Source organism: Lewinella sp. IMCC34191 (genome assembly GCF_003390935.1).
GTDB lineage: Bacteria > Bacteroidota > Bacteroidia > Chitinophagales > Saprospiraceae > Neolewinella.
Genome location: NZ_QNQZ01000002.1, coordinates 246,214 through 267,027, shown reverse-complemented (window position 1 = coordinate 267,027; position 20,814 = coordinate 246,214). Strand labels below are relative to the sequence as shown.

Genomic DNA, 20,814 nt, shown 5'->3' with positions numbered 1-20,814 from the left:
CGCCCGGTTAACGTTGGGGGAATGAGTAGCTTGGGAGCATGAGGAGAATCCGGTTCTTTGTAATTTTCAGTTGTTGGTTGTCGGTGCTTGCGGGGCAGCAGCCGCCGGCGGTCTACGATGTGTACGACTTCGGGGCCAAGGGCGACGGGGTGACCAATGACCGTGATGCTATCCAGCGGGCGATCGACGCCTGTGCGGCCGGCAGCCCCGGATCGGCAGCATTTCGAATATCCGTTTTCGGAACATCCGGGGGGACGACTTCACCCAGCAGTTTCCCTCCATCATCACCGGCATACCGGGCCATAATATCCAGCATGTCACCCTGGAGAACATCGACCTCAACGTCCGTGGCGGAATCATGGAAGGTAACCGGGAGGTCATGGAGTACGATGGCAACTACCCGGAGGGCAACAAATTCGGCAATACCGGTGCCCACGGTTTCTTCGTGCGGCACACCGACCGGATCGATTTCATCGACTGCACGGTCACGACGGAGGAAAGGGATGCCCGCCCCTGGCTCGACACGGACGGAGTGGGGGAGGTCAATATTCGGTAGCGGGTCGTCAATAGGCAGATATCTAGCGTAGAAATTAAAATTCCTACTTTGAATTCCGGCTATTTGGCCCCACCCAAAAAACCCATTCCGACCATGCAAAAATTTTACCCCCTGCTCCGTACTCCGTGCGGCGTACTGGTTTTGATGATCTTCCTGCTTCCTTCCGCGACCCTTTTTGCTCAGTCCGGCCCGACGGCCGCCGAGCTGTCAGCGGACATGACCGTTGGATGGAATTTAGGCAACTCCCTGGAAGTCCCAACCGGTGAAACGGATTGGGGAAATCCAGCGACTACCAAACGACTCATCGATTCCGTAGCCGCCGCCGGATTCAACGTGCTCCGCATTCCGACGGCCTGGAACAGTTACGCCGACCCGAATACGCTCGTTATTGATCCCGCCTGGCTGGCCCGCGTCAAGGAAGTCGTAGACTATGGCCGGGCGAATGAGATGTACGTTATTCTCAACAGCCACTGGGACGGCGGATGGCTGGAAGAGAAACCTTTCTACGCCGATCAGGAATCGGTAAACGCTAAGCAAAAAGCTTACTGGACCCAGATAGCCAACTACTTCGCGGATTATGACGAGCACCTGCTGTTTGCCGGCACCAATGAAGTCCGTGCCGACTACAACAACCCTACAGACGAATACATCGAAGTCCAGCAATCCTACCTCCAAACTTTCGTAGATGCCGTGCGGGCCACGGGCGGTAATAACCTGGACCGTAGCCTGATCGTGCAGACCTATAACACCAATATCTGGCACGGGCTGGAGCACTTTACGCTACCTACCGACGTCGTTGCCGACCGGCTCTTCGTGGAAGTGCACTCCTATGACCCCTACAATTATACGCTTAACCCGAATATCAGCGAGGCCTGTACGGTTTGGGGCACCCCCTGGGCGGAAGGTGACGTATGCGACTGGGGGCAGGAGGATTACCATGACGATCTCTTCGCCCGCGTTAAGGCGGAATGGGTCGACGAAGGGGTGCCGGTCATCCTCGGCGAATTCGGGGTTGTCAGGCGGTCATCCCTCACCGGTCAGGAACGGGCGGATCACCTGGCCTCCCGGGCGTACTACCTGGACTACATCGTAAGCGAAGCCCGGGAAAACGGCATTGTGCCTGTCTACTGGGACAACGGCTGGGCCGGTGATAACGGCTTCGCCCTATTCGACCGGACCACGGGTGCCAGCGTAGACCAGGGAGCAGTCGACGCGTTGACCGCCGACCTTCTGTCCGCGAATCCCTTCGTGCCGACTAACCAGATAGCAGACTATGGAATCCTTACCGGGGCCAACCCTTTCTCCGGTACCACGCAGTTGACCATCGGCCGGCCGGAGGCGGTCCGGGATCTACGGGTGCTGGATATATACGGTCGGGAAATGCCCGTCGCAGCTTACCGTACCGGAAGCGCTACCGTGATGATCGGCGAAACCTACCCTCGGGGCACGTACATCGTACTTCTGAACGGCGAGCGGGGTCGGCAGTCCATACCCCTGATCAAGCAGTAGCGGCTGCCGTGATCAATTCCGGTAGTCCAGCGGCGGCTCTCGGTCGCCCAACATGGCTTTGTAGACGAAGTCGCTGCCGCGTTGCTCGTCCAACTCCGCCTGCGCCTTTTCGAGCAGTTCGGGCCGGCTGAAGAGATCGATGGCGGTGAGGGTCATGGTTTTGGCGGCTACAACCATTCCTTTTTTACCGATGCTCATGCCGCCCGCCGCGATGGCCTGCCAGCTGTGGGCAGAGGTGCCGGGCACCCAGGTAGCGGTACGCAGTCCGACGGTCGGAACCGCCCAACTGACGTCGCCAACGTCGGTAGAGCCGCCCGTCCCCCGGCGGATGACCTGGAAGGGTTCGACCTCCGCGGCGGAAGCCGGGTCGGCCTTCGCATTTTCGAAGGTTCCCGCGATCGATTCGGCGAATGCCCGCTCCCCGGCATCGTATTCGACGCCGCCGACCTGCTCCAGATTGGCGTGCATAACCTCCCCGAGGGTTACGTTGGGCAGGAGGTTATAGGCCCCGTGGATGACTTCGTAGTCCATGGTCGTACCGGTACCGAGGGCGGCTCCCTCCGCGGCATTGACCACCCGTTCGAAGAGCTTGTTCACTTCAGCCATTTCGGGGTGGCGGACGTAGTAGAAGACTTCGGCGAAATCGGGAATAACATTGGGTGCTTCGCCGCCGCGGGTGATGACGTAGTGGATCCGCGATTCCATTTCCATGTGTTCGCGGAGCATGTTGACCATCACGTTCATGGCTTCCACGCCGTCGAGCGCCGAGCGGCCGTTCTGGGGGGCGGCGGAGGCGTGGGCGGATATCCCGTGGAAGCGGAATTTGGCCGACTTGTTAGACAGGGAAGAAGCCGCATCGGCGGAGTTCCCGTCGGACGGGTGCCAGTGAATGACGGCATCCACGCCGTCGAACAGGCCGGCCCGGACCATGTACACCTTCCCGGCGCCCCCCTCCTCGGCGGGCGTGCCGTAGAAGCGGATGGTCCCCTCCATTTCGTTTTCCTGTAGCCAGTTCTTCACGGCAATGGCCGCGGCGGCCGATCCGGTACCGAAGAGGTGGTGCCCGCAGGCGTGGCCGGCCTCTACGTCATTCCGTTCTTCCCGCGTGGCGCTGGCCGTCTGGGTGATGCCCGGCAGGGCGTCGAACTCCCCGAGGATGCCGATGGTCGGCCCGCCGTTGCCGTAGGTGGCGGTGAAGGCGGTGGGAATATCGGCCACGCCGGCCTCGATGGTGAAGCCTTCGTCCTTCAGCAATTGCTGGAGCAGCGCGGAGCTTTCCTCCTCCTGGTAGCCGACTTCGGCAAAATCCCAGATCTGTTTGGCTACGGCGAAGTAGTCGTCGGCCTGCCGGTCGATGTCTTGCAACACCGCCGCGTGATCTTGGGCGGCCAGGGCGGAAGCGGCCAGGACCATTACGAATCCCAGGTAGAGGTTTTTCATTCTTGAGGCTTTTGGGTAAGCCTGAAAAGTACCCCTAAACCCGCAGATAAGAAAGTGCCCGGCTAGAACCGGTAGCCCATACGTAGCCCGGGCTGCACGCAAACGCTCTTGGCCGTGTAGCTGTCCGATCCCAGGCTGACCGATTGGGCTCCGGGGCGGGTAGCTACGCCGATGACCATTTCCAGATAGAGGCCCCGCATACCCTCCTCCTCGCGGCCGAAGGCCCAGCGATAGCCGGCTTGCAGGCTGGTTTCCACGGTCTTTTGCGTGGCGGTATCTTCGTTGGTAGCGCGGCTCAATTCCTCCTCGTGAAAGGCGGCGTGCAGGCCGGCGAACAGTCCGCGGGCGGGGCGCAGGAAATAATCGGCCCCGAATCCGATGCCCGAGGTACGGACGTTGACGTTCCGTTCCGCGATCACCAGGCTGGGTTGCTCGTGGTTGAAGGTCGTTACCCCCAGGCGCAGGTGGCGGTGCTGGTAACCAACGCGCACGGCATAACCACTGCGGGCGATGGACAATGCGTCCAGGTCAGCCTCGAGGCGTCCGGGAAAATCAGATTGGGAAAATAGGGAAGTGGGGTGCAGGCAAAATACCAGCAGCATTAATCCGCAAAAGCGGACAATCCGTGTAAAATTCATCGTGTCGTTTCTATAGTGTCTCGCTTCACCGGAAATATCCGAGAAGTATAAATCCAACCCAAATATCGGTTAAAAGTTTGGATCAGACAACAAACGGAGGGTTGCGTTTACGTTAAAGTCGGTTTTCGCGGCGGAGCGCAGGTAAAACAGGCTTACTCCCAGCGCGGGTAATTTCTATCTTGCCCGGTACATGCCGGATACACCCCACTTACGAATCGCCCTGGTAGGCCTCGGCGACATCGCGGAAAAGGCCTACTTACCCCTGATGACCTCGCGGGGCGGGGTAAAGCCGATCCTGTGTACGCGCGACGAAGCGACGCTCACCCGATTGGCGAAGCAGTACCGCGTCGAGGAAACGTACACTTCGGTGAATGATCTGGTCAAGCACCGGCCCGACGCCGCCATGGTGCACGCGGCGACTTCGGCCCACGCGGGTATTGTGGCATCGCTCCTGGAGGAGGGGATACCGGTTTTCGTGGATAAACCGCTCTGCGATTCACTCGTGGCCTCCAAGAAGCTCATCAACCTCGCGCGGAGGAAGCGAACGCCGTTGTTCGTAGGGTTCAACCGACGGTACGCTCCCCTCATTCATTCGCTGCTCGGCAAGGACGCGGCCATCCAGCTCAACTGGCATAAGAACCGGGTAGATATGGCGGGGGAACCGCGATCCTTCGTTTACGACGACTTCATTCACGTGGTCGATAGCCTCCGGGTACTCGGTCGCGGACCGGTGGAGGAACTCCGGGTACATACCCGGATGCGCGGCGACTTGCTGGCCAGCGTGCAGGTACGCTGGCGGCAGGGGGAGTGCCTGGTTACCGGCGGCATGAATCGCGTCAGCGGACGCACCGAAGAGCGGGTCGAGTATTATACCGCCGGGCACAAATGGGAAATTGTCGAACTCCACGAAGGCTACCACTACCATAAAGACCGCACCGAGCACCTCGGCTTCGGCAACTGGACGCCCACTCTCGAAAAGCGGGGCTTCGTCGCCATGATCGACCACTGGCTCCGCGTGGTGCGCGGTCAGCCCCCCCCCGCCAACTACCTGGATGGCGTTTTGGAGAGTCACCGCATCTGCGAAGAAGTGCTGGGGGCGTTGGATGACGGGTAGGGGCACCGATTGCCGCTTTGTACCAAGGTCGATAGCTTTCTAGCCGAGACTTCACGGACAGGCTCAAGTGAGAAGCACCCAGCACCCAGTACCCAGCACCCAGTACCCAGTACCCAACCAGCCCTCCGTACCTTCGTCACATGCACCGAATAGCGCCCACCCCCTCCGGCTATCTGCACGTCGGCAACGCGGCCAACTTCGCGGCCAATGCGCTGCTGGCCGAGGGTGGATCGCTGCTGCTGCGTATTGATGACCTGGACCGACAGCGATTCCGGCGGGAGTACCTGGAGGATGTATTCGACGTACTACACTGGCTTGGGATCGAGTGGACCCACGGGCCGAAGGACGCCGAGGATTTCGAACGGCACTGGAGCCAGGACCATCGGATGCCGATGTACAAAACGGCTCTGGATCAGCTCCTTACCTGCGCTCCGACGCAAATATTTGCCTGCCCCTGCTCGCGGAAGGAGCTGGCGGAGGGGGAACACGTACACGGGTGCCTGCGCGGACATATTGCCTTCGACCGGGCAGGGGTAGCGTGGCGGGTCGATACCCGTGGAACGGCCCTACACCAGACTATGGCATGGTTTGCCGTACGGAAGAAAGACGGGCGGCCCAGCTACCAGCTGGCGTGTACCGTGGATGACTTTCACTACGGCATTACCGAATGCGCGCGGGGGGAGGACCTGCGGGACAGTACAGCCGCCCAGGCGATGCTGAGCGATCTGCTGGGCTATCCGCCGCTGCGGGAACGCATTCGCTTCGTTCACCACCCCTTAATGTGCGTGAACGGCCAGAAACTTTCGAAGAGCCAGGGGGCCGCGGCCGTTAGGGACTCGGGGCTTACCCCAGCCGCTTTTTTTTCGGAGGCGCGAGCCTGGCTGCGCGCAGCAGACGACGCTTGAGCCGGCGCAGGCTGTTCAGGAACCGCCTTTCCGGGGTAGCCAGGGGCCAACGTAGAATGTACTCGGTGTATTCCGGATATTTCTTCCGCTGGATGACCGGGTCCGGCTGGTAGGCGGCCAGAAAGTTGGTGACGTAATCGGTTGTGATGGAACCGGCGGGGAGGGGGGGCTTGGGGGCGAGCTCCATACGCTCCAGGCCGGCGGCGATCTCCTGCCGTTTAAATTCCCGGTCGATCAGCAGATTGTCTTTGTAGTCTTCGCCGAGTTTGGCCCCCAGTAGGGCGGCTTTAAAATCGGCGTCGGACTCCTGCTCGTTGCGCCAGTAACCCTGCATTTCGGGGCGCACGTTCTGGTGCTTGTGGTAGTGCAGGAAGGTTTTGCGGGCGATGTCGTGATAGTGCTGCTCAAAGTCGTGGATACCCACCACGATCGGGGTGCGGTAAGCCTGGTAGCCGCGGTCGATCATGCGGTCGATGGTCGTCGCCTCGGGACGCAGGGTAGTGCCGTCCTCCGGGATCTCCGAGATGGCCATGCCCGCCACCCAGCTGCGGTAGATGCCGTTTCCGGCGGTGCGGATGATGGGGATGAACTTGTCGACCGTAAGGCCCTGCACGTACCAAATCGTGTCGTGCACGGACTCCGCCACTTCGTACAGCTGCCGGAAGCCCTCCGCATGAACCAGTACATCCGCATCGATGCAGAAGGTCCACTTGCACCCGCTCGCGGCCGCCAGGCGGTAGGTCTTGGCGATTGCCGCGGCAAAGGGTCGCTCCTCGACGATGACGATTCGGTGCTCCGGCACGAAAGCACGGATAAGGTCCGCGCAGGCTTCCACGGTACGTTCTCCGGCGCTGCGGATCACCCAAAAGGTATTTTCGGTCCACTGATGGTCGGTCATGTCGGTCAGTTGATTCGTAGCCACTGCTCCAGGAAGACGAGGTGATAGGCCTCCTCGCCGGTGAGGCGTTGGAGGTCCACCGGCCGGGAGAGCAGCCCTAATTTTTGTAATTCCCCGCCGTTCACGAAATCGGCGAAGGCCGGCCCCTTCAGGGCATCCCGGTGCTGGAAACCGAAGCCCTGCTTGCGGCGGTTCAGCACGCTGGCCGGCAGTCGGCCGCGGAGCTTATCGTACAGCATCTTTTTATTTCGGTTGGGGTCGAAATAGGTTTCCGTCGGCAAGGAGTAGACGAATTCGAACAGTTCGTGGTCGAGAAAGGGGACGCGTACTTCCAGGGAGTGCAGCATGCTGGAAGAGTCGGCGCGCTGCAGGCAGTTATCGAGCATGAAGGTGTCCATGTCCAGGCGCTGCCAGGATTTGATCTTGTCCGGCGACTGCCCGTAATGCCGTGCGAAATAATCGTAGGCGCGGTCCTGCATCCGGTCCATCCATTCGGGTGCGATGATTCCCCTGCCCCGCAGGTAGTGGTAGACGCCGGTCTGCTCGCGGGCATATTCTTCCAGTCGTTGGGTCTTCAGGCTCCCGTTACCGCGCGCGGCACGGAGAATGCTGCGGGGCCCCGGACGCCACCGGTTCATCTGGGGGTACCAGTGGTAGCCGGCCAGGAGTTCGTCGCCCCCGTCGCCCCCCAGGACGACCTTGTGGGTGCGGGCGGCGTATTCCGCGATGTAGTGGTAAGTCAGTTGGCTGCTGACGGCGAAGGGCTCGTCGTAGTGACGAACCAGGCGCTCGATCAGGGGGAAGACATTGTCTTCGTAGTCCAGCAGCCGGACGTGGTGGCGGGCATCGAAGGCCGCGGCGATATCGGCCGCCGGGAGGTGTTCGCTCCGGTCGCTGCCGGCAAAGCCGAGGGAGAAAGCGTCCACTTCCTGCTTCAGGTCGTGCATGTGCATGAGCACCGACGAGCTGTCGTAGCCACCACTTAGAAACAGGCCTACGGGTACGTCGCTGACCAGGTGTTCCCGCACGGATTGGCATAACAATTCGTTCATCCGCTCGGAGGCCGCGGCGTAGGGCATCGGCCGGATCTCTTCCTTGAGCTCCCAGTAGCGCACCATCCGCTGGGCGGCGGTATCGGCATCCACTTCCAGGTAGTGAGCCGGCCGCAGCTTATGTAATCCCTCGTAGACGGTATGCGGGTGGGGGATGTAGGAATAGATAAAGAAGTCCGCCAGCGCATCCTGCCTGATCTCCTTGCGGAAGGCCGGATCGCGGGTGACGGCCTTGATCTCGGAAGCGAAGACGAAGCGGTTGCCAGCGGCGTGGTACACCAGGGGCTTGATACCGAAGCGGTCGCGGACGACGAAGAGCTTGCGGCGGTTCTCGTCCCAGAGCCCGAAGGCGAACATGCCCTTGATGCGGGCCAGGAGGGCATCGAGGCCCCATTCTTCGTATCCGTGCACCAGGACTTCGGTGTCGGAAGTGGAGCGGAAGACATGCCCCCGGCTCCGTAACTCCTGGCGTAGGGGGGCGTAATTGTATATCTCGCCGTTGAAGGTGATCCAGATACTGCCGTCTTCGTTAGCCATCGGCTGGTGGCCCCGCTCGCTGAGGTCTAGGATCGACAGTCGGCGGTGCCCCAGGGCCAGTTGCCCCTCGCTTCGTATCTCGGTTCCGTATCCGTCGGGGCCACGGTGGATCAGCGTGTCCCGCATCGTATCGAAGAGGTCGCGATCGACGGTACCCGCAAAGTTTAGCTGGCCGATGATTCCACACATAATTACTCGGCTTGGGGGGTGAGGGGTAGGAAAAAGCTATCGCGGGCTACGGTAAAGTACTCCAGCTTGGGCAGCACGACCTTTTCCCGGTATACGATCTTCAGGCCGGCCAGGTCTTCAATCTGAAGGTTGCGTTGATCGGCGGACTGCTGCATATGGGGCGGTACGCTAAACCGGCTGATGAGTTCGGGGTCGTAGCGATTTTTGTTTCGGATGAACGTCTCCAGAAAGTGCTCGAAGGTAGCCGCACGGGCAGTATCGTAGCGTTCCATGCCACGGGTGCTTCGGAAGGCTTCCACCCGACGGAGATTGGTGGGGTCATCTCTCTCGTTCCAGTCGGTCAGCAGGTTCACCAGTTCAGCGTCGTTACACTGGCCGTACGTATTGGCCAGGGTCTTTTGCCGGCTCAGGAAGTAAAACCGGTATCGTAGGGTGAAAAGTAGGTGGCATCCAGTTCCGTTTCTTCTCCCTGTTTGTCTACGAGGTAAAAGGTATAGCTGTTGATGAATCCGCAGTCGTACCACGCCAATTTCCCGATGTGAACGGCCAGGGGAAGCAAAAGGAGCAACAGCCAATAGGTCAGGCGACTGCGCCAGGTAAAGAGCTGAGCTACCGCCTCTTTGCGGAACAACAGGAAGTAAATGAAGACCACTTCCAGCAAGGACCACTGCCAGAACAGGATGCCGCTGAACAGGTAGACGACCAGGTGGAAGAGCATCAGGCTGAGCGATACTACGATGGCGGTGGTCCGGTTCGTGAACAACAGTATCGGAAAGGCGATCTCGATCAGGATCGTCAGCCAGAGCAGGGGTTTCGGGCTCAGTTCCAGCATGTCCGCCAGGAACTGCTTGCTCCGGGCCGACCAGCCCTCCAGCCAGCCCTCGTCCACGGCCGCCGCGAATAGATTGTAGAGGTTGTTATAGTTCGGCCAATCCATTTCCAGCTTCCCGATGCCGGCCGCGATATACCACAGGCTGAGCGGGGCCATGACCAGCGGAACCAATAGCCCGTAGGGCTTCCGAATGCGGATAAAGCAATTCACGGCCAGGAAGCACCACGCCAGCGAGAGGATGTGGGGAAAGATGAACTTGTGGACGTGGTCGTAGCCGATCAACTGGGGCTGGCGGAGCTGGCCGGTCATCATCACCAGATCGATGAGAAAGAGCGGAATAAAGAGGGGCCGCCCGATGGCCAGGATGCCGAGGCCGACGAGCAGCAACCGATCCGCGATCATCCAATTGTTGAAGTAATGGTTGTAGTCCAGCAGGCCCAGGCTGTAGGTCTGCAGCCCGATCGCCGCGATCAACAAGGCCCGGGCTTCGGCGGGCAAATGGCGAAGGTCGACACCCCGCCACCGATCGAGGACGACGCAGATTAGCCCCAAGAAGCCGATTGAAAGTATTCGCCGTCCGTTAAGCCCCTTTACAAAATCAAGTGTCGGGGTAGTCGTATAAATCGACTCGGGTAGGGGCAGGTGGCGCAGTAAATCATCCAGGAAGTGCATACCGACCAGGGACAGGATCAGCAGGGCGACGAGGCGCAGGTAAGGAGCTTGTCGGAGGGAGGATGCGCTGAATAAGGCCATCGATCTTTATACCGCTCCTAGTTCCCTGCCGGCGAAAGCTTCCCGGATGGCGTCTATGTTGCTGATGTGCTGGTAATCCTTGAGCAGTTTATACGTTTTTGGTTTTGGCTGTTCGATCGACCGCACGTCGAGATGGTTCCAGATCGTATCGTAGGAAAAGTCCGGGGAGGTGATTTGCTCGTAGGTGAGTTCCAGGTAGGGATGACGATGCTTCTCCAACATCCCTTTCCATTCGGCGATGTCGTCCCGGGTGCGCTCCACGAACTCCAGCAGCAGGGGAATATCGATCTCGATGGTGGGCTTTTCGATCTTTTCGGATTTGGAAACCCACTGGTCGAGCACGCGCGCCTGGTACCAGGAGATGCCGGCGGCGAGCAGGTTTTCCCGGTGCAGCAGGATAATATCGTAGGGGGTCGTACCGAGGAAAATGGCTTCGATCTCGTCCCGGTACAGCGTACCGCCGTGAAACTTGATACCGATCACGGAGCGGTGGCTGTCAAATCCCTGGCTGTGATAGAAGGATTCCACGGTTTCCCGGGCATTGCGGTCTTCCCGTTCGCCGGCTTGCTCCTGCAGACGATCGAACTGGCGGCGGGCCTCGATCCCGTCGTCGAACAGCTTGCCCGTAAACGGTACCATGCCCATTTCCTGTAATTGCGCCTGGTAGTCGGGGTCGTCCTTCAGGATTTGCCCCCGCATGATGACGTCAGGGTGTTGGTTCAGGATGCTGGTGAGCATATTGCTGCCGCTCCGTTGGTGGCAGATGAGCGCGAAGCGTCGGGTAGGGAAAAAGCCCATCCTCCGGCCGCTGGTGATGGTGTTGCGGACGGTGGCGCGTACGTGGCCTTTGATTCTTCCGGGTAGCATAGCGTGGGGTTACTCGGCGATTGAGAAATTAGGTTCGGGCGGTTTCCCACCGGCAGGCGGGGGGCACCAGGAAGCCGTGGCGGTTCGCCTGGGGAAGTACCCCGCTGCCGTAGATGTCTTTCTCCAGCACCACCACCGATGTAGCGTTGAAGATGCGGTCTTCGGCAACGGAACCGGCACCGGCCCACAGGTCGATGAGATAGCGGTCGGGAATCAGATCCAGCGCGGGCAGTTCCACCACGAGCGTGTTATTTCCGGCTCGGGCGGAAAGGGGCTTCCCCTGAATGCGGTTATCCAGGGTCATCACCACTTCGCGGTAGCTGCGGCTGAATTTAATGGCGACCTGCAAGCTGGGGATATCCACCGTGGCTTCGTAATCCAGTTCCAGGCGGACGGACTCACCGGTGTATACGCCTCCGTTCTGATTGAGGCGTACGTCCGTGAACCGGATCCGTCCGCCGCCGTCGCGGTCGGTCCGCTCTGCCAGGCCGCTCGCTTCGGCCATATTCAGGCTGCCCTCGCGGTAGCGACCGATGGCCTCGCTGACGGTACCGTCGTAGGCCATCCGGCCGCCGTCCATCAGGATGCAGCGTCCGCAAAGCCCTTCCACCGCGCTCATGTTGTGGCTGACGAAGAGGATGGTACGTCCCTGTTCCCGGACGCTGTCCATCTTGCCCAGGCATTTTTGTTGGAAGGCCAGGTCACCTACGGCGAGTACTTCGTCGATGATCAGGATCTCCGGATCCAGGTGCGCGGCGACACTGAACGCCAGCCGGACCTTCATTCCGGAGGAGTAAAACTTCACCGGGGTATCGATGTGCTTCCTGATGCCGCTGAATTCGACGATCTCGTCGAAGCGGTCGCGGATCTCCCGGCGGGTCAGCCCCAGTACCGCACCGTTCATGAAGACGTTGTCGCGACCGGTCAGATCCTGGTGGAAGCCGGTCCCTACTTCCAACAAACTGGATACCCGGCCTTGGATGCGTATCTCGCCGGTGGTCGGCGGGGTGATGCGACTCAAGATTTTCAGCAGCGTACTTTTGCCCGCGCCGTTGTGGCCTACGATGCCTAGAACATCGCCCTGCTTTACCGTAAAGTTGACATCGCGTAGTGCCCAGAGAATGCTGTCATCCTCCTCGCCTTCGGTAAAGTTTTTGCGTTGCACCAGATTACGGAAGTTGCGGATGGGGTAGGTAGCGATTTGCCCTACGTGCTCCAATAGGGTTTCCGCGTGGTCACGGCCACCCAGGCGGTAACGTTTTCCCAGATCGGTAACTTCAATAACGTTTTCGTTCATAGTGCGGCTTTGAAGCCCGCGGTCACGGCATTAGGCCAAATCCGCAAAGTGACGCTCCACGCGTCTGAAATAAAAACAACCTACAATAAAGATAACGACCGCCACCAAGGCACCGATGCCGACCCACTCCCAGGGGAAGGGACGCGACTGCAGGAACATGGACCGCATGCCCTCGATGACCCCGACCATGGGGTTGATGGCGTACAGCGTACGGTATGCTTCGGGGATGTAATCTACCGAATAGACCACCGGAACACTGTACATCAACATCTTCACCAAAAAGTTCATGGCGTAGTTGACGTCGCGGTACTGCACGGCAACGGCGGCCAGCAGGCAACCGATACCGATACTCGTCAGGATGAGAATGAGCAACAGGACCGGAAACATAAAGATCGTATAGCTGGGTGCCTGACCGTAGTACAGGAGTAAGCCGATCAGGATAATAAACGCAATGGCAAAGTCCAGCAGCTTATTCAGCACGGCCGAAAGGGGCAACACCAGGCGGGGAAAGTAGACCTTACTGATCATGGCCCGGTTGGCCACGAGAGAGGTCGTAGCGTCGGTCAGGATGCCACTGAAGTAGGTCCAGACCACCATGGCGGTGTAACTGAACAGGATGTAGGGCGTGCCGTCGCTTTCCAGTTTGGCCAGGTTGCCAAAGATCACCGTGAACAGCACGGCCTGGATGAGGGGGTTAGCTACCGCCCACCCGACACCGAGTATACTCTGGGCGTATTTGATCTTGATGCCCCGGACGGAGAGGAAGTAGAGCAGATCGCGGTACTGCCAGAGTTCGGTCAGGCCAAGCAATTGCCACCCGCTGAGCGGCTTAATTATCGTCGTGGCCTGTGACTTCATCGGCTCGGTTTTCTCCACGAAGGTAGTCCGAGCATCAGGGACATACTATCTTTGGGTTGGATAATTCACAGTTTGATACCACAGCCCCCTTATTCTGCATGAAGCGACTCATCAAATTTGACATTGTCCATCCCCGTAAATACCTGAAACAGAAGCAAGCCGCGGAGCCCGCCATCCGCGATATGAACCTGGAAGAATACCGGGAGTGGTTGTTAAGCCTCTACTCTAATTACGGTGATTTTTATACCTATTACCTGAATCAGTCCGGGCAGTGGGAGGCGGAAGAATACTTTTTTCTGGACGGAGTCTTCACCCGAAAGGTAGCCGAGAAACTTTTTGGAAAGGCTCGGGCGCGGGCAATGGAGTTTGCCTTCCGCGCCTACCGGCGGGTCACGGGAAACCACCGGGCGTGGCGTAGCTACGTGGCGGATGCCTACATCCGGCACCGTAAGCCTGACGTGCTGTTTGCCCGCTCCCAACCGCAGCCTTCCTCCTTTTGGCAGCCCTACCGGGACGAGGCGCTCTTGGTCGCTCGCCTGAGCGCCCGCCTGCCGTACGAATGGCACCCCAACGATTTCGATCTCATCTATACCGATCAGCCCCACTTTAAAAAGATCTTCGAGGTCCACGGGGTGGATAGCATTCTGAACGACCAGGGCTTCGATCCCCGCATCAACGACCAGTTGGTGGAGGGCCGGCCCAGCCCTGGGGTCGTCTTTGTCGGTGGCATGGGTACGGAGAACTTCGCCGCCCGCACCGATTTCTTCGAGCGCCTGGCCGGCCGGACAAAATTCACCTGGTGGGGGTACTGGTGGGAACACGGCGGCGACGGCCGCACCCTGGCTGATTTCCCCAACCTGGCGGAGAGCTTCCGGGGCGTGACCAGTGGTCTGGAAATGTACCAGACCTATCACCATGCCGACATCTGCCTCAACGACTACGTCGACATCGCCGGGACCGTAGGCTTTAACCAACGGATGTTCGAGGTGATGGGCGTCGGTGGATTCATGCTGACCCGCATGGCACCGAACCTGGCGGCCACTTTCCCGCAGGGAATCTTTGCCACCTACGCCGACGATGAAGACTGCCTGCGGAAGATCGATTACTACCTGGAACATCCGGAGGAACGGGCCGCCATCGCCGCTCGCGGACAGCAGTTCACCCTGGAAAACTACAGCTACGAGCGGATTTCCGCGGATTTCTCGGCGGACTTATTAGCGCGCTTGGAAGCCGGTCGGTAACCTTTATTGCCCTTCAGCGAGGAAAGGATAAGCTGTCCGACGAACAGGGGGTCGTGCCGGAAGACACGATATAAATGCCGCGCCGCCCTGCGGTTTTCCTTTTCGTCGCGGTAGTGCTGGTAAAGGTGGAAATGCAAGATCGCCTTGCCGCGGGTGCCTTGGGCACTCCCGCGGGTCGCGGGGAAGTGCTTGTTGTAGGTTTCGATGTCCCGTAATTCCTGGTGCAGATGCGTCGGGTTCTTCCGGAATACTTGCTGAAAACCCGCCGGCGAGATGTAGTATGCCGCGTCGTCCCGCTCGTCGTAATAGATAGACCCGTTACGACTTAGATGCAGGAGCAGCGCGTAATCGGCCGCAATCACTTTATAGAACCAGTCCGGTAAGTCCCGAAGCTGATCGGTCCGGTACATGATCGATCCGATGTGCGGCGCGAGAACGTTGCGCATCGCTAAGTCGGCCTGGCTGTACACGCCGGTGGGGGGGCAGTTTACCTTTTCCGACATCTTGCGGATGTAGGGTTCGTATTTCGGGGTTTGGTGATAGGCCATGCGGGCATCGTGCAGGCAGTAGGCGATATCCGGCCGGTCCTCGAGGATCCGGTATTGCCGCTCCAGTTTGTGCGGATCGGTCCAGTAATCGTCACCGTCCAGCATGGCCGTGTACTTGCCCCGGCAGTTCAGCAGATTGGTGGTATTGTTCGTGCGGCCGGGGACCTCGTTCTTATACCGGACCGGGTGCAGGATCAGCTGGATTTTGTCGGGGTAGCGCGCTTTGTAATCCCGTAGTACGTCCTGGGTGCCGTCGTTGGAACAGTCGTCCCCGATGATGATCTCGAAGGGGAAGCTGGTCTCCTGTCGGAGCGCGCTGTCGATAGCCCGTCCAACTAGCTCGCGCTGGTTGTAAGTAATAATACTGACACTGACTTCGGGTAACTCACGCACAGTAAGTGAATTGTAGCGCGTTTGCCCGTACCGGGTTATCCTCCCCCGCGTTCCGGTTGCTGCCCTCGCGGTAGGCGGCGGGGGCCAGGTCAGCGGGAATCACCCGAAAGTCAAAGGACACCCGGCTCTTACCGGTATCGTTCGCCTTAGCCCCGTGGGCGTGGGTCGAACCGGGAAAACGAACGTACTCGCCCGGCCGGGCCTCCACCGGCTCGTAATCGGCCTGGCCGACCTCGCTTTCGATCCAAAAGGTATTGGTAGCGTAGGCCGGGGTGAGGGGGACCCAGTAGTTGATTTCGTTGGGGTCGTGTCCGTAATCGGCGTCGCGGTGGAACCGACTCTGCCCGGGCACGTCGGCGAAGAGGATGCGGTGGCTGGGTTTTGCCTGGTAGTAGATGGGGCCGTCGAACTGAGGACGAATCTCTTGGCGGATAAACTTGGCGTAGAGGTCATAAAATTGCTGCCCTTCCGGTGCATCCAGGGCGCTGTACATTCGCTTGAATACCGGAGACTGCTCCATATTCTTGTACAGGGAGTTAGCCAGGGAGGGTTCATCCGCATAGCTAGCGGTGAGCTCGCTGAGTTCCCGCGTCTCCAGGAATTCCTGAAAGAGGTTTTCGAAGGGGTAACGCTCCGGGTCGTAGGATAAAATGGTCGTCTTCATAGGTTTTTATTTTTGCCACCTGGCGCAGCCAAAACCGGTTTGCCCGAAGCCATTGCCGCAGTAAAAGAGATAGCGACCGTGCGGGGTGTCGACCACATCCGGGTAGGTCTGCATGGTGGAATCCCAGCCCGAATCGGCGAAATCGATGCCGGCCGCTTCGTCCTTGCGGATCCAGTTGACCGCGTCGTTACTCTCCGCGTATCCGATGCGGTAGGCGTCTTTTCCATCCCGGTAATCGTAGCTGCCCCGGTAGCAATACCACATTTTGTAGAGGTCACCGTCTTTGACGACGGCCGGCCGGGCGGTGCATTCGTTCTCGAAGGCGGGGGCAAAGATGTCCGGATTGTTGCGTTCCCAGTTCACGCCGTCCGTTGAGCGGGCGTACTTCAAATTATACAGCGGTTCAATCCGGTCGTTCACTTCCAGGAAGCCACTGCTGCTCGCGTACCACAGGTGCCAGACGCTTCCCTCGCGCAGGGCAAAGGGGCTGGCGGTGAAGTAGGGTTCGTAGCGGGTCCGATCAATGACCGCGCCGGGGAAGGGGCGCTGAAAGGATTTCCCCCCGTCCAGGCTGACGGCCAATCCAACAGCGTTGCGGTAGGGGACCGACACGGAAGGGTTCCAGCCGACATAGTACAGGTAGAGGTCACCGTTTTCGGCTCGCTCGATGCTGCACGGCATGATGCCGCCGTCATCGAAGGTACCCCGCTCACCGAGTTCCAGTATCGGGCGGTCGTGGAGGTAAACGACCTGGGTAGGGTCGGCGGCTTCCACCTCCAGGTAGGTCGGTATACTCTGCCCCTTTTGATTCCGTGGGGCGAAGTAGACCCGGATGCGGTCCTCATCGGGAAGGTAGAGCGAGGTTGGGGTACAGGCATGGGAAACCATCCAGGGCTGCTGCCCCCCGGTATGGAATACCCGTCCGAGTTTCTGCCAGGCCATTATCCGCCGGATTTATGGGAGATGCTGTCGAGATTGACGCTTTTTCCCCGGGCGACTTTTCCCTTGGCGCCCAAATGAATGGAATACGGCTCGGTATCCCGGGTGATAAGCGCGCCCATGCCTACCAGCGTTGCTTCTCCGATGATCGTTTCGTCGCGAATGGTGGCATTGACGCCAAAGAAAGCGTGATCGTGGATCGTGCAGGCGCCACTGATAACCACCTGGGAGGTTATGAAAACATGATTGCCGATGGTCGTATGGTGGCCGATGTGATTGCCACTCCAGAGTACGCAGTTGTCGCCGATGGTGACGAAGGGCTGTATGGTATTGTCTTCGAAGATGAAGCAATTCTCGCCCACATTGAGGTCCGGCCAGGTCGTGGCCTTACTGCTGACGTAGCTGATGATCGCGTACCCCTTTTCCTTGGCCGCCTCCAGCTTGGACCGTCGCAGGTGGCTCATCTGCTTGAAGGATATGGGCAGAAACATGGCGAATTCGCCCGGGGGATAATGCTCCTGTACGCTTTCGAAGTCGACGAGCGGCAGTCCTTCGTACGAATCCGACTTACGGTAGTCTGCATCGACGGTGAAGGCCACCACTTCGTGGGGACTGTCGTGGGTCAGGTAGAAATGGGCCAGACTGGCAAGCTGGGACTCACCGAAGAGAACGATTTTCTGCGGGTTGGTCTGTTGCGGGTTCATGTTGGTTGTTGGATGTCAGGGTATAGTGCGTAAGCCAGCGCCGGCAAACTTCGGGCTCGTGGTGAGCGAGCAGGTGTATGATGGAGTACCCCAAGCGCCCTGCCTGCCCGCTGTAGTCGAGTGTGGAGTGTAGGAAACGTAGTGAAATCCCCTGGTTGTTAAAGGCGGCCGCTTCGTACAGGTGGCGTCCGCCTTCCGGGTTCACAAAGGCCTCAGTTCCGGTTTCGTTCAGTAAGCTGAGGAGTTTGTCCTGCGTATCGGCATTCCGATCGTAGGTGAAGCTGCTGGAAGTCCCGAACACGGGTGCAATTTCGAGGTGTTCGGCCGTCAGTTCCACGCTTCTGGCGGCTAGAGCGCCTATATGCGTAGGCTCGGGGACGAACACGCGGTCGATCAGCTGACGCGTCGACTCATAAAAGGGGGCCCGTCGATACTGAAGATCAAATCGTTTAAGCCACTTCTTGCGGAAGCGTGCGTAGGGCTTTTCCGCTATGCGCCGATCCTTGATTGGCGTATCCATGTGGTCGGCGGCAACGGGTACGGTAAACCACCCGTCCGGTAGGCGATTCCGATTGATCCATCCATCATTGATGTATTGCACATCATCGTAAAAGATGAAGCGATCGGCCGCCATTACCAACTGAAAGTAGCCGGGGTAGGGGAAGAGATAGGGCTGCATAACCGCCGTCACCACCACTGCAGGATATTTTTACGGATGATCTTACAGATCCGCCGAACGTCGTCCAGGGGAAGATCGGGGTACAGCGGCAGGCAGACGACCGTACTGGCGGCCCGCTCCGACACCGGACAGGAACGTCGTAACTCCGGTGCAAGGAAATCCAATTGATTCAGGGAAGGTTCGAAGTACCGGCGGGGGTATATCTCCTCGGCGTTTAGCTTGGCGATGAACTCTTCCCGCATGGCGTTATCCCAGCAGAAGACGGGAAAGTAGGCGTAGTTGTAGTCGAGGCCCGGGTAGTTTGCCGGGTCCAGGCAGTTCAACGGCATCTCCGATAGCAGCTCCCGGTAAAGGTCGCTGATTCGCTTCCGCGCCGCGCGATTCTCTTCCAGGCGCGCCAGATTGAGCAGACCGATACCGCAGTGAAACTCGCTGTTTTTACCGTTGATCCCCAGCGATAGAAAGTCTCGGCCGGCGTGGCCAAAGCTTCGCATAAGCTGTAACCGCTCGATGATGTCGGGATCGGTGGACAGGACCGCACCCCCCTCAATCGTATGGAAGACCTTGGTAGCGTGAAAGCTCAGGGTGGAAATGTCGCCCCAGGTCAGAATGCTTTGGCCGTCTACCGCGACGTCGAAAGCGTGAGCCGCATCGTAGATCAGTTTCAGGTTGTGCCGCTCGGCTATGTCCGCCAGTGCCTCGTGATTACAGGGGTAGCCGTAAACGTGGGTAGCCAGGATGGCCGTGGTGTCCGGCCGGATAGCCTCCTCGATGAGGTCGGGGTTGAGGCAGAACCACTCCGGCTCGATGTCGACGAAGATCGGCGTCAGATCCGCCCAGAGTAAGGTGTTCGTAGTGGCTACGTAAGAGTAGGGGGTGGTGATCACGGAGCCGGTCAGGTCAAGTGCCCGGATAGCCAGTTGTATTGCTACGGTGCCGTTAGAAACCACTTTTAGCGGGGCGCTAAAGCGCTCGGTGAGCGTAGCTTCAAGTTGCCGGATTAGCGGACCGTTGTTCGTCACCCAATGGTTATCCCAAACTGACTCAAGCAGTTCATAATAATCCTGCCGGGTAGGCAGATAGGTTTTGCTAACTTGGATGGGTGTGTTGTTCACAAAGGGTCTCTGAAGCGGGGCTAGGCTCGACAAAAAACAAATACAAAATACCTTAGGTAAGGTAGTCTTATTTCCTCACATGGTATTTGGCCGTCCGCTCCGGCACCGGCTACACCTTGATGCCGTCCACTTTCCGGACCTCCTTAATGATGCGCACGGCATTGTGATCCGGGCGTATGGGGAAGCCGCGGCGCTTCGCCCAGGTGAAGGTGAATTCGGCTCCCAGGAAGAGGATGAGGCTGTTGTAGAAGGTCCACACCAGTAGGGTGACTAGCGCCCCGGCGGCCCCGTAGGTGTTGCCGAAGTTCGAGTTGCCGATATACAGCCCGATCAGGTAGCGGCCCAGCCCAAAAAGCAGGGCGGTGAAGATGGCGCCCGCCCAGATGTCCTTCCAGCGGGCCTTCCCGTCGGGGAGGAAGCGGAAGAGCAGGGCAAAAATGACCGCCGTGACAATCGTGGAGAGCACCCAACTGGTGATCGCCAGGACCGCAGGGCCGAGCGCCGGTAGGGAACTGGCGATTTGGTCCATGAAACCGATGATCAGCGCGTTGACGACCAGCGTGATCATCAGCAAGAAACCCAGCCCCACCACGAAGCTGAAACTCAGGAGCCGGGTTACAATGAATCCCATAACGTTGTTGCTGGGCCGCGCCTCGATCTGCCAGATCCGGTTCAGGCTCATCTTCAGCGTGGCAAATACGGTAGAGGCCGTGAAGAGCAGGGTGCCTATGCCCAATATCGTGGCCCATAGGCTATCACCGGTGGAGTAGGCATTACTTACGATTTCCTGTAGGGTGCTGGCGGCATCCGGTCCGAGCAGGCCGTTCAGTTCCCCGTACAGCCGGCCGGTGACCGCGTCTTCCCCCATAAAGTAGCTCGCGATCGCGATGGCGACCACCAGCAGCGGAGCAAAGCTGAAGACGGTGTAGTAGGCCAGCGCCGCGCCCAGCGTAAAGGCATCATCCTGGCCGTAGTTGGCGAACAACTCTTTGGTGAAGGAGATCGTACGTTTTATAAATGTTTGTTCGGGCACGGGCGGCGTCTTTGCTCATACAATACCGATACGACCGATAGTGTTCGCCCCGC

At 59.1% G+C, this 20,814-nt stretch carries 21 protein-coding genes and 1 pseudogene; 6 read left to right on the top strand and 16 right to left on the bottom strand.

Annotated elements, in window-relative coordinates; genetic code table 11:
* Positions 1-38: 38 nt before the first annotated feature.
* The 3 genes and pseudogenes from DRW39_RS22870 to DRW39_RS05635 all read left to right on the top strand — a co-directional run.
* A pseudogene (locus DRW39_RS22870) lies at positions 39-191 on the top strand (glycosyl hydrolase family 28-related protein); the annotation flags it as partial.
* A gap of 167 nt (positions 192-358) precedes the next feature.
* A complete protein-coding gene (locus DRW39_RS22600; protein ID WP_232830073.1) occupies positions 359-556 on the top strand; it encodes a hypothetical protein in 198 nt (65 codons plus the stop codon).
* Positions 557-649: 93 nt separating this feature from the next.
* Positions 650-2,065, top strand: coding sequence for a cellulase family glycosylhydrolase (locus DRW39_RS05635; protein WP_157975947.1), 1,416 nt, complete (start codon positions 650-652; stop codon positions 2,063-2,065).
* A gap of 12 nt (positions 2,066-2,077) precedes the next feature.
* Here the strand turns inward: DRW39_RS05635 and DRW39_RS05630 are convergent, their stop codons facing one another.
* Together DRW39_RS05630 and DRW39_RS05625 are read right to left on the bottom strand one after the other, a co-directional pair.
* Positions 2,078-3,505 (bottom strand): amidohydrolase, encoded by a 1,428-nt coding sequence (locus tag DRW39_RS05630; RefSeq protein ID WP_116106038.1) that lies wholly within the window; start codon positions 3,503-3,505, stop codon positions 2,078-2,080.
* Positions 3,506-3,567: 62 nt separating this feature from the next.
* Positions 3,568-4,107: a hypothetical protein gene (locus DRW39_RS05625; RefSeq protein ID WP_116106037.1), complete on the bottom strand. Its 540-nt coding sequence runs from the start codon at positions 4,105-4,107 to the stop codon at positions 3,568-3,570.
* Positions 4,108-4,333: 226 nt separating this feature from the next.
* Here DRW39_RS05625 and DRW39_RS05620 point away from each other — a divergent pair, with 226 nt between their 5' ends.
* Together DRW39_RS05620 and DRW39_RS05615 are read left to right on the top strand one after the other, a co-directional pair.
* Positions 4,334-5,257 (top strand): Gfo/Idh/MocA family protein, encoded by a 924-nt coding sequence (locus DRW39_RS05620; protein ID WP_116106036.1) that lies wholly within the window; start codon positions 4,334-4,336, stop codon positions 5,255-5,257.
* Between the two features lie 140 nt (positions 5,258-5,397).
* On the top strand, positions 5,398-6,162 hold the full coding sequence (locus DRW39_RS05615; RefSeq protein ID WP_116106035.1) for a glutamate--tRNA ligase family protein: 765 nt from the start codon (positions 5,398-5,400) through the stop codon (positions 6,160-6,162).
* Here DRW39_RS05615 and DRW39_RS05610 read toward each other — a convergent pair.
* From DRW39_RS05610 to DRW39_RS05580, 7 genes are read right to left on the bottom strand one after another with little or no spacing between them, the layout of a single operon-like run.
* Positions 6,101-7,060, bottom strand: a complete 960-nt coding sequence (locus DRW39_RS05610) for a hypothetical protein (protein ID WP_116106034.1) — start codon at positions 7,058-7,060, stop codon at positions 6,101-6,103. The two genes, DRW39_RS05615 and DRW39_RS05610, sit on opposite strands and share 62 nt — an antisense overlap.
* A 5-nt stretch (positions 7,061-7,065) precedes the next feature.
* Positions 7,066-8,838 (bottom strand): asparagine synthase (glutamine-hydrolyzing), encoded by a 1,773-nt coding sequence (gene asnB, locus DRW39_RS05605; protein WP_116106033.1) that lies wholly within the window; start codon positions 8,836-8,838, stop codon positions 7,066-7,068.
* 2 nt (positions 8,839-8,840) lie between these two features.
* On the bottom strand, positions 8,841-9,191 hold the full coding sequence (locus DRW39_RS05600) for a hypothetical protein (RefSeq protein ID WP_116106032.1): 351 nt from the start codon (positions 9,189-9,191) through the stop codon (positions 8,841-8,843).
* 53 nt (positions 9,192-9,244) lie between these two features.
* Positions 9,245-10,423, bottom strand: coding sequence for a DoxX family membrane protein (locus DRW39_RS05595; RefSeq protein ID WP_116106031.1), 1,179 nt, complete (start codon positions 10,421-10,423; stop codon positions 9,245-9,247).
* A 6-nt stretch (positions 10,424-10,429) separates the two neighbouring features.
* The gene (locus DRW39_RS05590) at positions 10,430-11,290 is read right to left on the bottom strand and encodes a sulfotransferase (RefSeq protein WP_116106030.1); all 861 of its coding nucleotides are present in this window, start codon (positions 11,288-11,290) and stop codon (positions 10,430-10,432) included.
* A gap of 28 nt (positions 11,291-11,318) precedes the next feature.
* Complete coding sequence (locus tag DRW39_RS05585) at positions 11,319-12,587, bottom strand: ABC transporter ATP-binding protein (RefSeq protein WP_116106029.1); 1,269 nt, start codon at positions 12,585-12,587, stop codon at positions 11,319-11,321.
* Positions 12,588-12,617: 30 nt separating this feature from the next.
* On the bottom strand, positions 12,618-13,445 hold the full coding sequence (locus DRW39_RS05580) for an ABC transporter permease (protein WP_116106028.1): 828 nt from the start codon (positions 13,443-13,445) through the stop codon (positions 12,618-12,620).
* 98 nt (positions 13,446-13,543) lie between these two features.
* Between DRW39_RS05580 and DRW39_RS05575 the strand changes: the two genes are divergently transcribed.
* The gene (locus tag DRW39_RS05575) at positions 13,544-14,686 is read left to right on the top strand and encodes a glycosyltransferase (protein WP_157975946.1); all 1,143 of its coding nucleotides are present in this window, start codon (positions 13,544-13,546) and stop codon (positions 14,684-14,686) included.
* On the opposite strand, the gene DRW39_RS05570 is transcribed toward DRW39_RS05575, so the two are convergent.
* The 7 genes from DRW39_RS05570 to DRW39_RS05540 form a co-directional block, all read right to left on the bottom strand.
* Positions 14,623-15,627, bottom strand: a complete 1,005-nt coding sequence (locus tag DRW39_RS05570; protein WP_157975945.1) for a glycosyltransferase family 2 protein — start codon at positions 15,625-15,627, stop codon at positions 14,623-14,625. The two genes, DRW39_RS05575 and DRW39_RS05570, sit on opposite strands and share 64 nt — an antisense overlap.
* Positions 15,620-16,291, bottom strand: coding sequence for a hypothetical protein (locus DRW39_RS05565; RefSeq protein ID WP_116106025.1), 672 nt, complete (start codon positions 16,289-16,291; stop codon positions 15,620-15,622). Before DRW39_RS05565 ends, DRW39_RS05570 begins: the two co-directional genes overlap by 8 nt.
* A gap of 6 nt (positions 16,292-16,297) precedes the next feature.
* Positions 16,298-17,233: a hypothetical protein gene (locus DRW39_RS05560; protein WP_116106024.1), complete on the bottom strand. Its 936-nt coding sequence runs from the start codon at positions 17,231-17,233 to the stop codon at positions 16,298-16,300.
* Positions 17,233-17,934, bottom strand: a complete 702-nt coding sequence (locus DRW39_RS05555; protein ID WP_116106023.1) for an acetyltransferase — start codon at positions 17,932-17,934, stop codon at positions 17,233-17,235. Before DRW39_RS05555 ends, DRW39_RS05560 begins: the two co-directional genes overlap by 1 nt.
* Complete coding sequence (locus DRW39_RS05550) at positions 17,888-18,613, bottom strand: WbqC family protein (RefSeq protein ID WP_116106022.1); 726 nt, start codon at positions 18,611-18,613, stop codon at positions 17,888-17,890. Before DRW39_RS05550 ends, DRW39_RS05555 begins: the two co-directional genes overlap by 47 nt.
* Positions 18,614-18,621: 8 nt before the next feature.
* Positions 18,622-19,728, bottom strand: a complete 1,107-nt coding sequence (locus tag DRW39_RS05545) for a DegT/DnrJ/EryC1/StrS family aminotransferase (protein ID WP_198664797.1) — start codon at positions 19,726-19,728, stop codon at positions 18,622-18,624.
* Positions 19,729-19,837: 109 nt separating this feature from the next.
* Entirely contained in the window at positions 19,838-20,761 is a 924-nt protein-coding gene (locus DRW39_RS05540; protein ID WP_116106021.1) for a YihY/virulence factor BrkB family protein, read from the bottom strand.
* Between the last annotated feature and the right edge of the window lie 53 nt (positions 20,762-20,814).

Bases quoted from the DNA above. Each gene is read 5' to 3' on its own strand.
- DRW39_RS22600 (WP_232830073.1), top strand. From the start codon at position 359: ATGGAAGGTAACCGGGAGGTCATGGAGTACGATGGCAACTACCCGGAG.
- DRW39_RS05635 (WP_157975947.1), top strand. From the start codon at position 650: ATGCAAAAATTTTACCCCCTGCTCCGTACTCCGTGCGGCGTACTGGTT.
- DRW39_RS05630 (WP_116106038.1), bottom strand. From the start codon at position 3,505: ATGAAAAACCTCTACCTGGGATTCGTAATGGTCCTGGCCGCTTCCGCC.
- DRW39_RS05625 (WP_116106037.1), bottom strand. From the start codon at position 4,107: ATGCTGCTGGTATTTTGCCTGCACCCCACTTCCCTATTTTCCCAATCT.
- DRW39_RS05620 (WP_116106036.1), top strand. From the start codon at position 4,334: ATGCCGGATACACCCCACTTACGAATCGCCCTGGTAGGCCTCGGCGAC.
- DRW39_RS05615 (WP_116106035.1), top strand. From the start codon at position 5,398: ATGCACCGAATAGCGCCCACCCCCTCCGGCTATCTGCACGTCGGCAAC.
- DRW39_RS05610 (WP_116106034.1), bottom strand. From the start codon at position 7,060: ATGACCGACCATCAGTGGACCGAAAATACCTTTTGGGTGATCCGCAGC.
- asnB (WP_116106033.1), bottom strand. From the start codon at position 8,838: ATGTGTGGAATCATCGGCCAGCTAAACTTTGCGGGTACCGTCGATCGC.
- DRW39_RS05595 (WP_116106031.1), bottom strand. From the start codon at position 10,423: ATGGCCTTATTCAGCGCATCCTCCCTCCGACAAGCTCCTTACCTGCGC.
- DRW39_RS05590 (WP_116106030.1), bottom strand. From the start codon at position 11,290: ATGCTACCCGGAAGAATCAAAGGCCACGTACGCGCCACCGTCCGCAAC.
- DRW39_RS05585 (WP_116106029.1), bottom strand. From the start codon at position 12,587: ATGAACGAAAACGTTATTGAAGTTACCGATCTGGGAAAACGTTACCGC.
- DRW39_RS05580 (WP_116106028.1), bottom strand. From the start codon at position 13,445: ATGAAGTCACAGGCCACGACGATAATTAAGCCGCTCAGCGGGTGGCAA.
- DRW39_RS05575 (WP_157975946.1), top strand. From the start codon at position 13,544: ATGAAGCGACTCATCAAATTTGACATTGTCCATCCCCGTAAATACCTG.
- DRW39_RS05565 (WP_116106025.1), bottom strand. From the start codon at position 16,291: ATGAAGACGACCATTTTATCCTACGACCCGGAGCGTTACCCCTTCGAA.
- DRW39_RS05560 (WP_116106024.1), bottom strand. From the start codon at position 17,233: ATGGCCTGGCAGAAACTCGGACGGGTATTCCATACCGGGGGGCAGCAG.
- DRW39_RS05555 (WP_116106023.1), bottom strand. From the start codon at position 17,934: ATGAACCCGCAACAGACCAACCCGCAGAAAATCGTTCTCTTCGGTGAG.
- DRW39_RS05550 (WP_116106022.1), bottom strand. From the start codon at position 18,613: ATGCAGCCCTATCTCTTCCCCTACCCCGGCTACTTTCAGTTGGTAATG.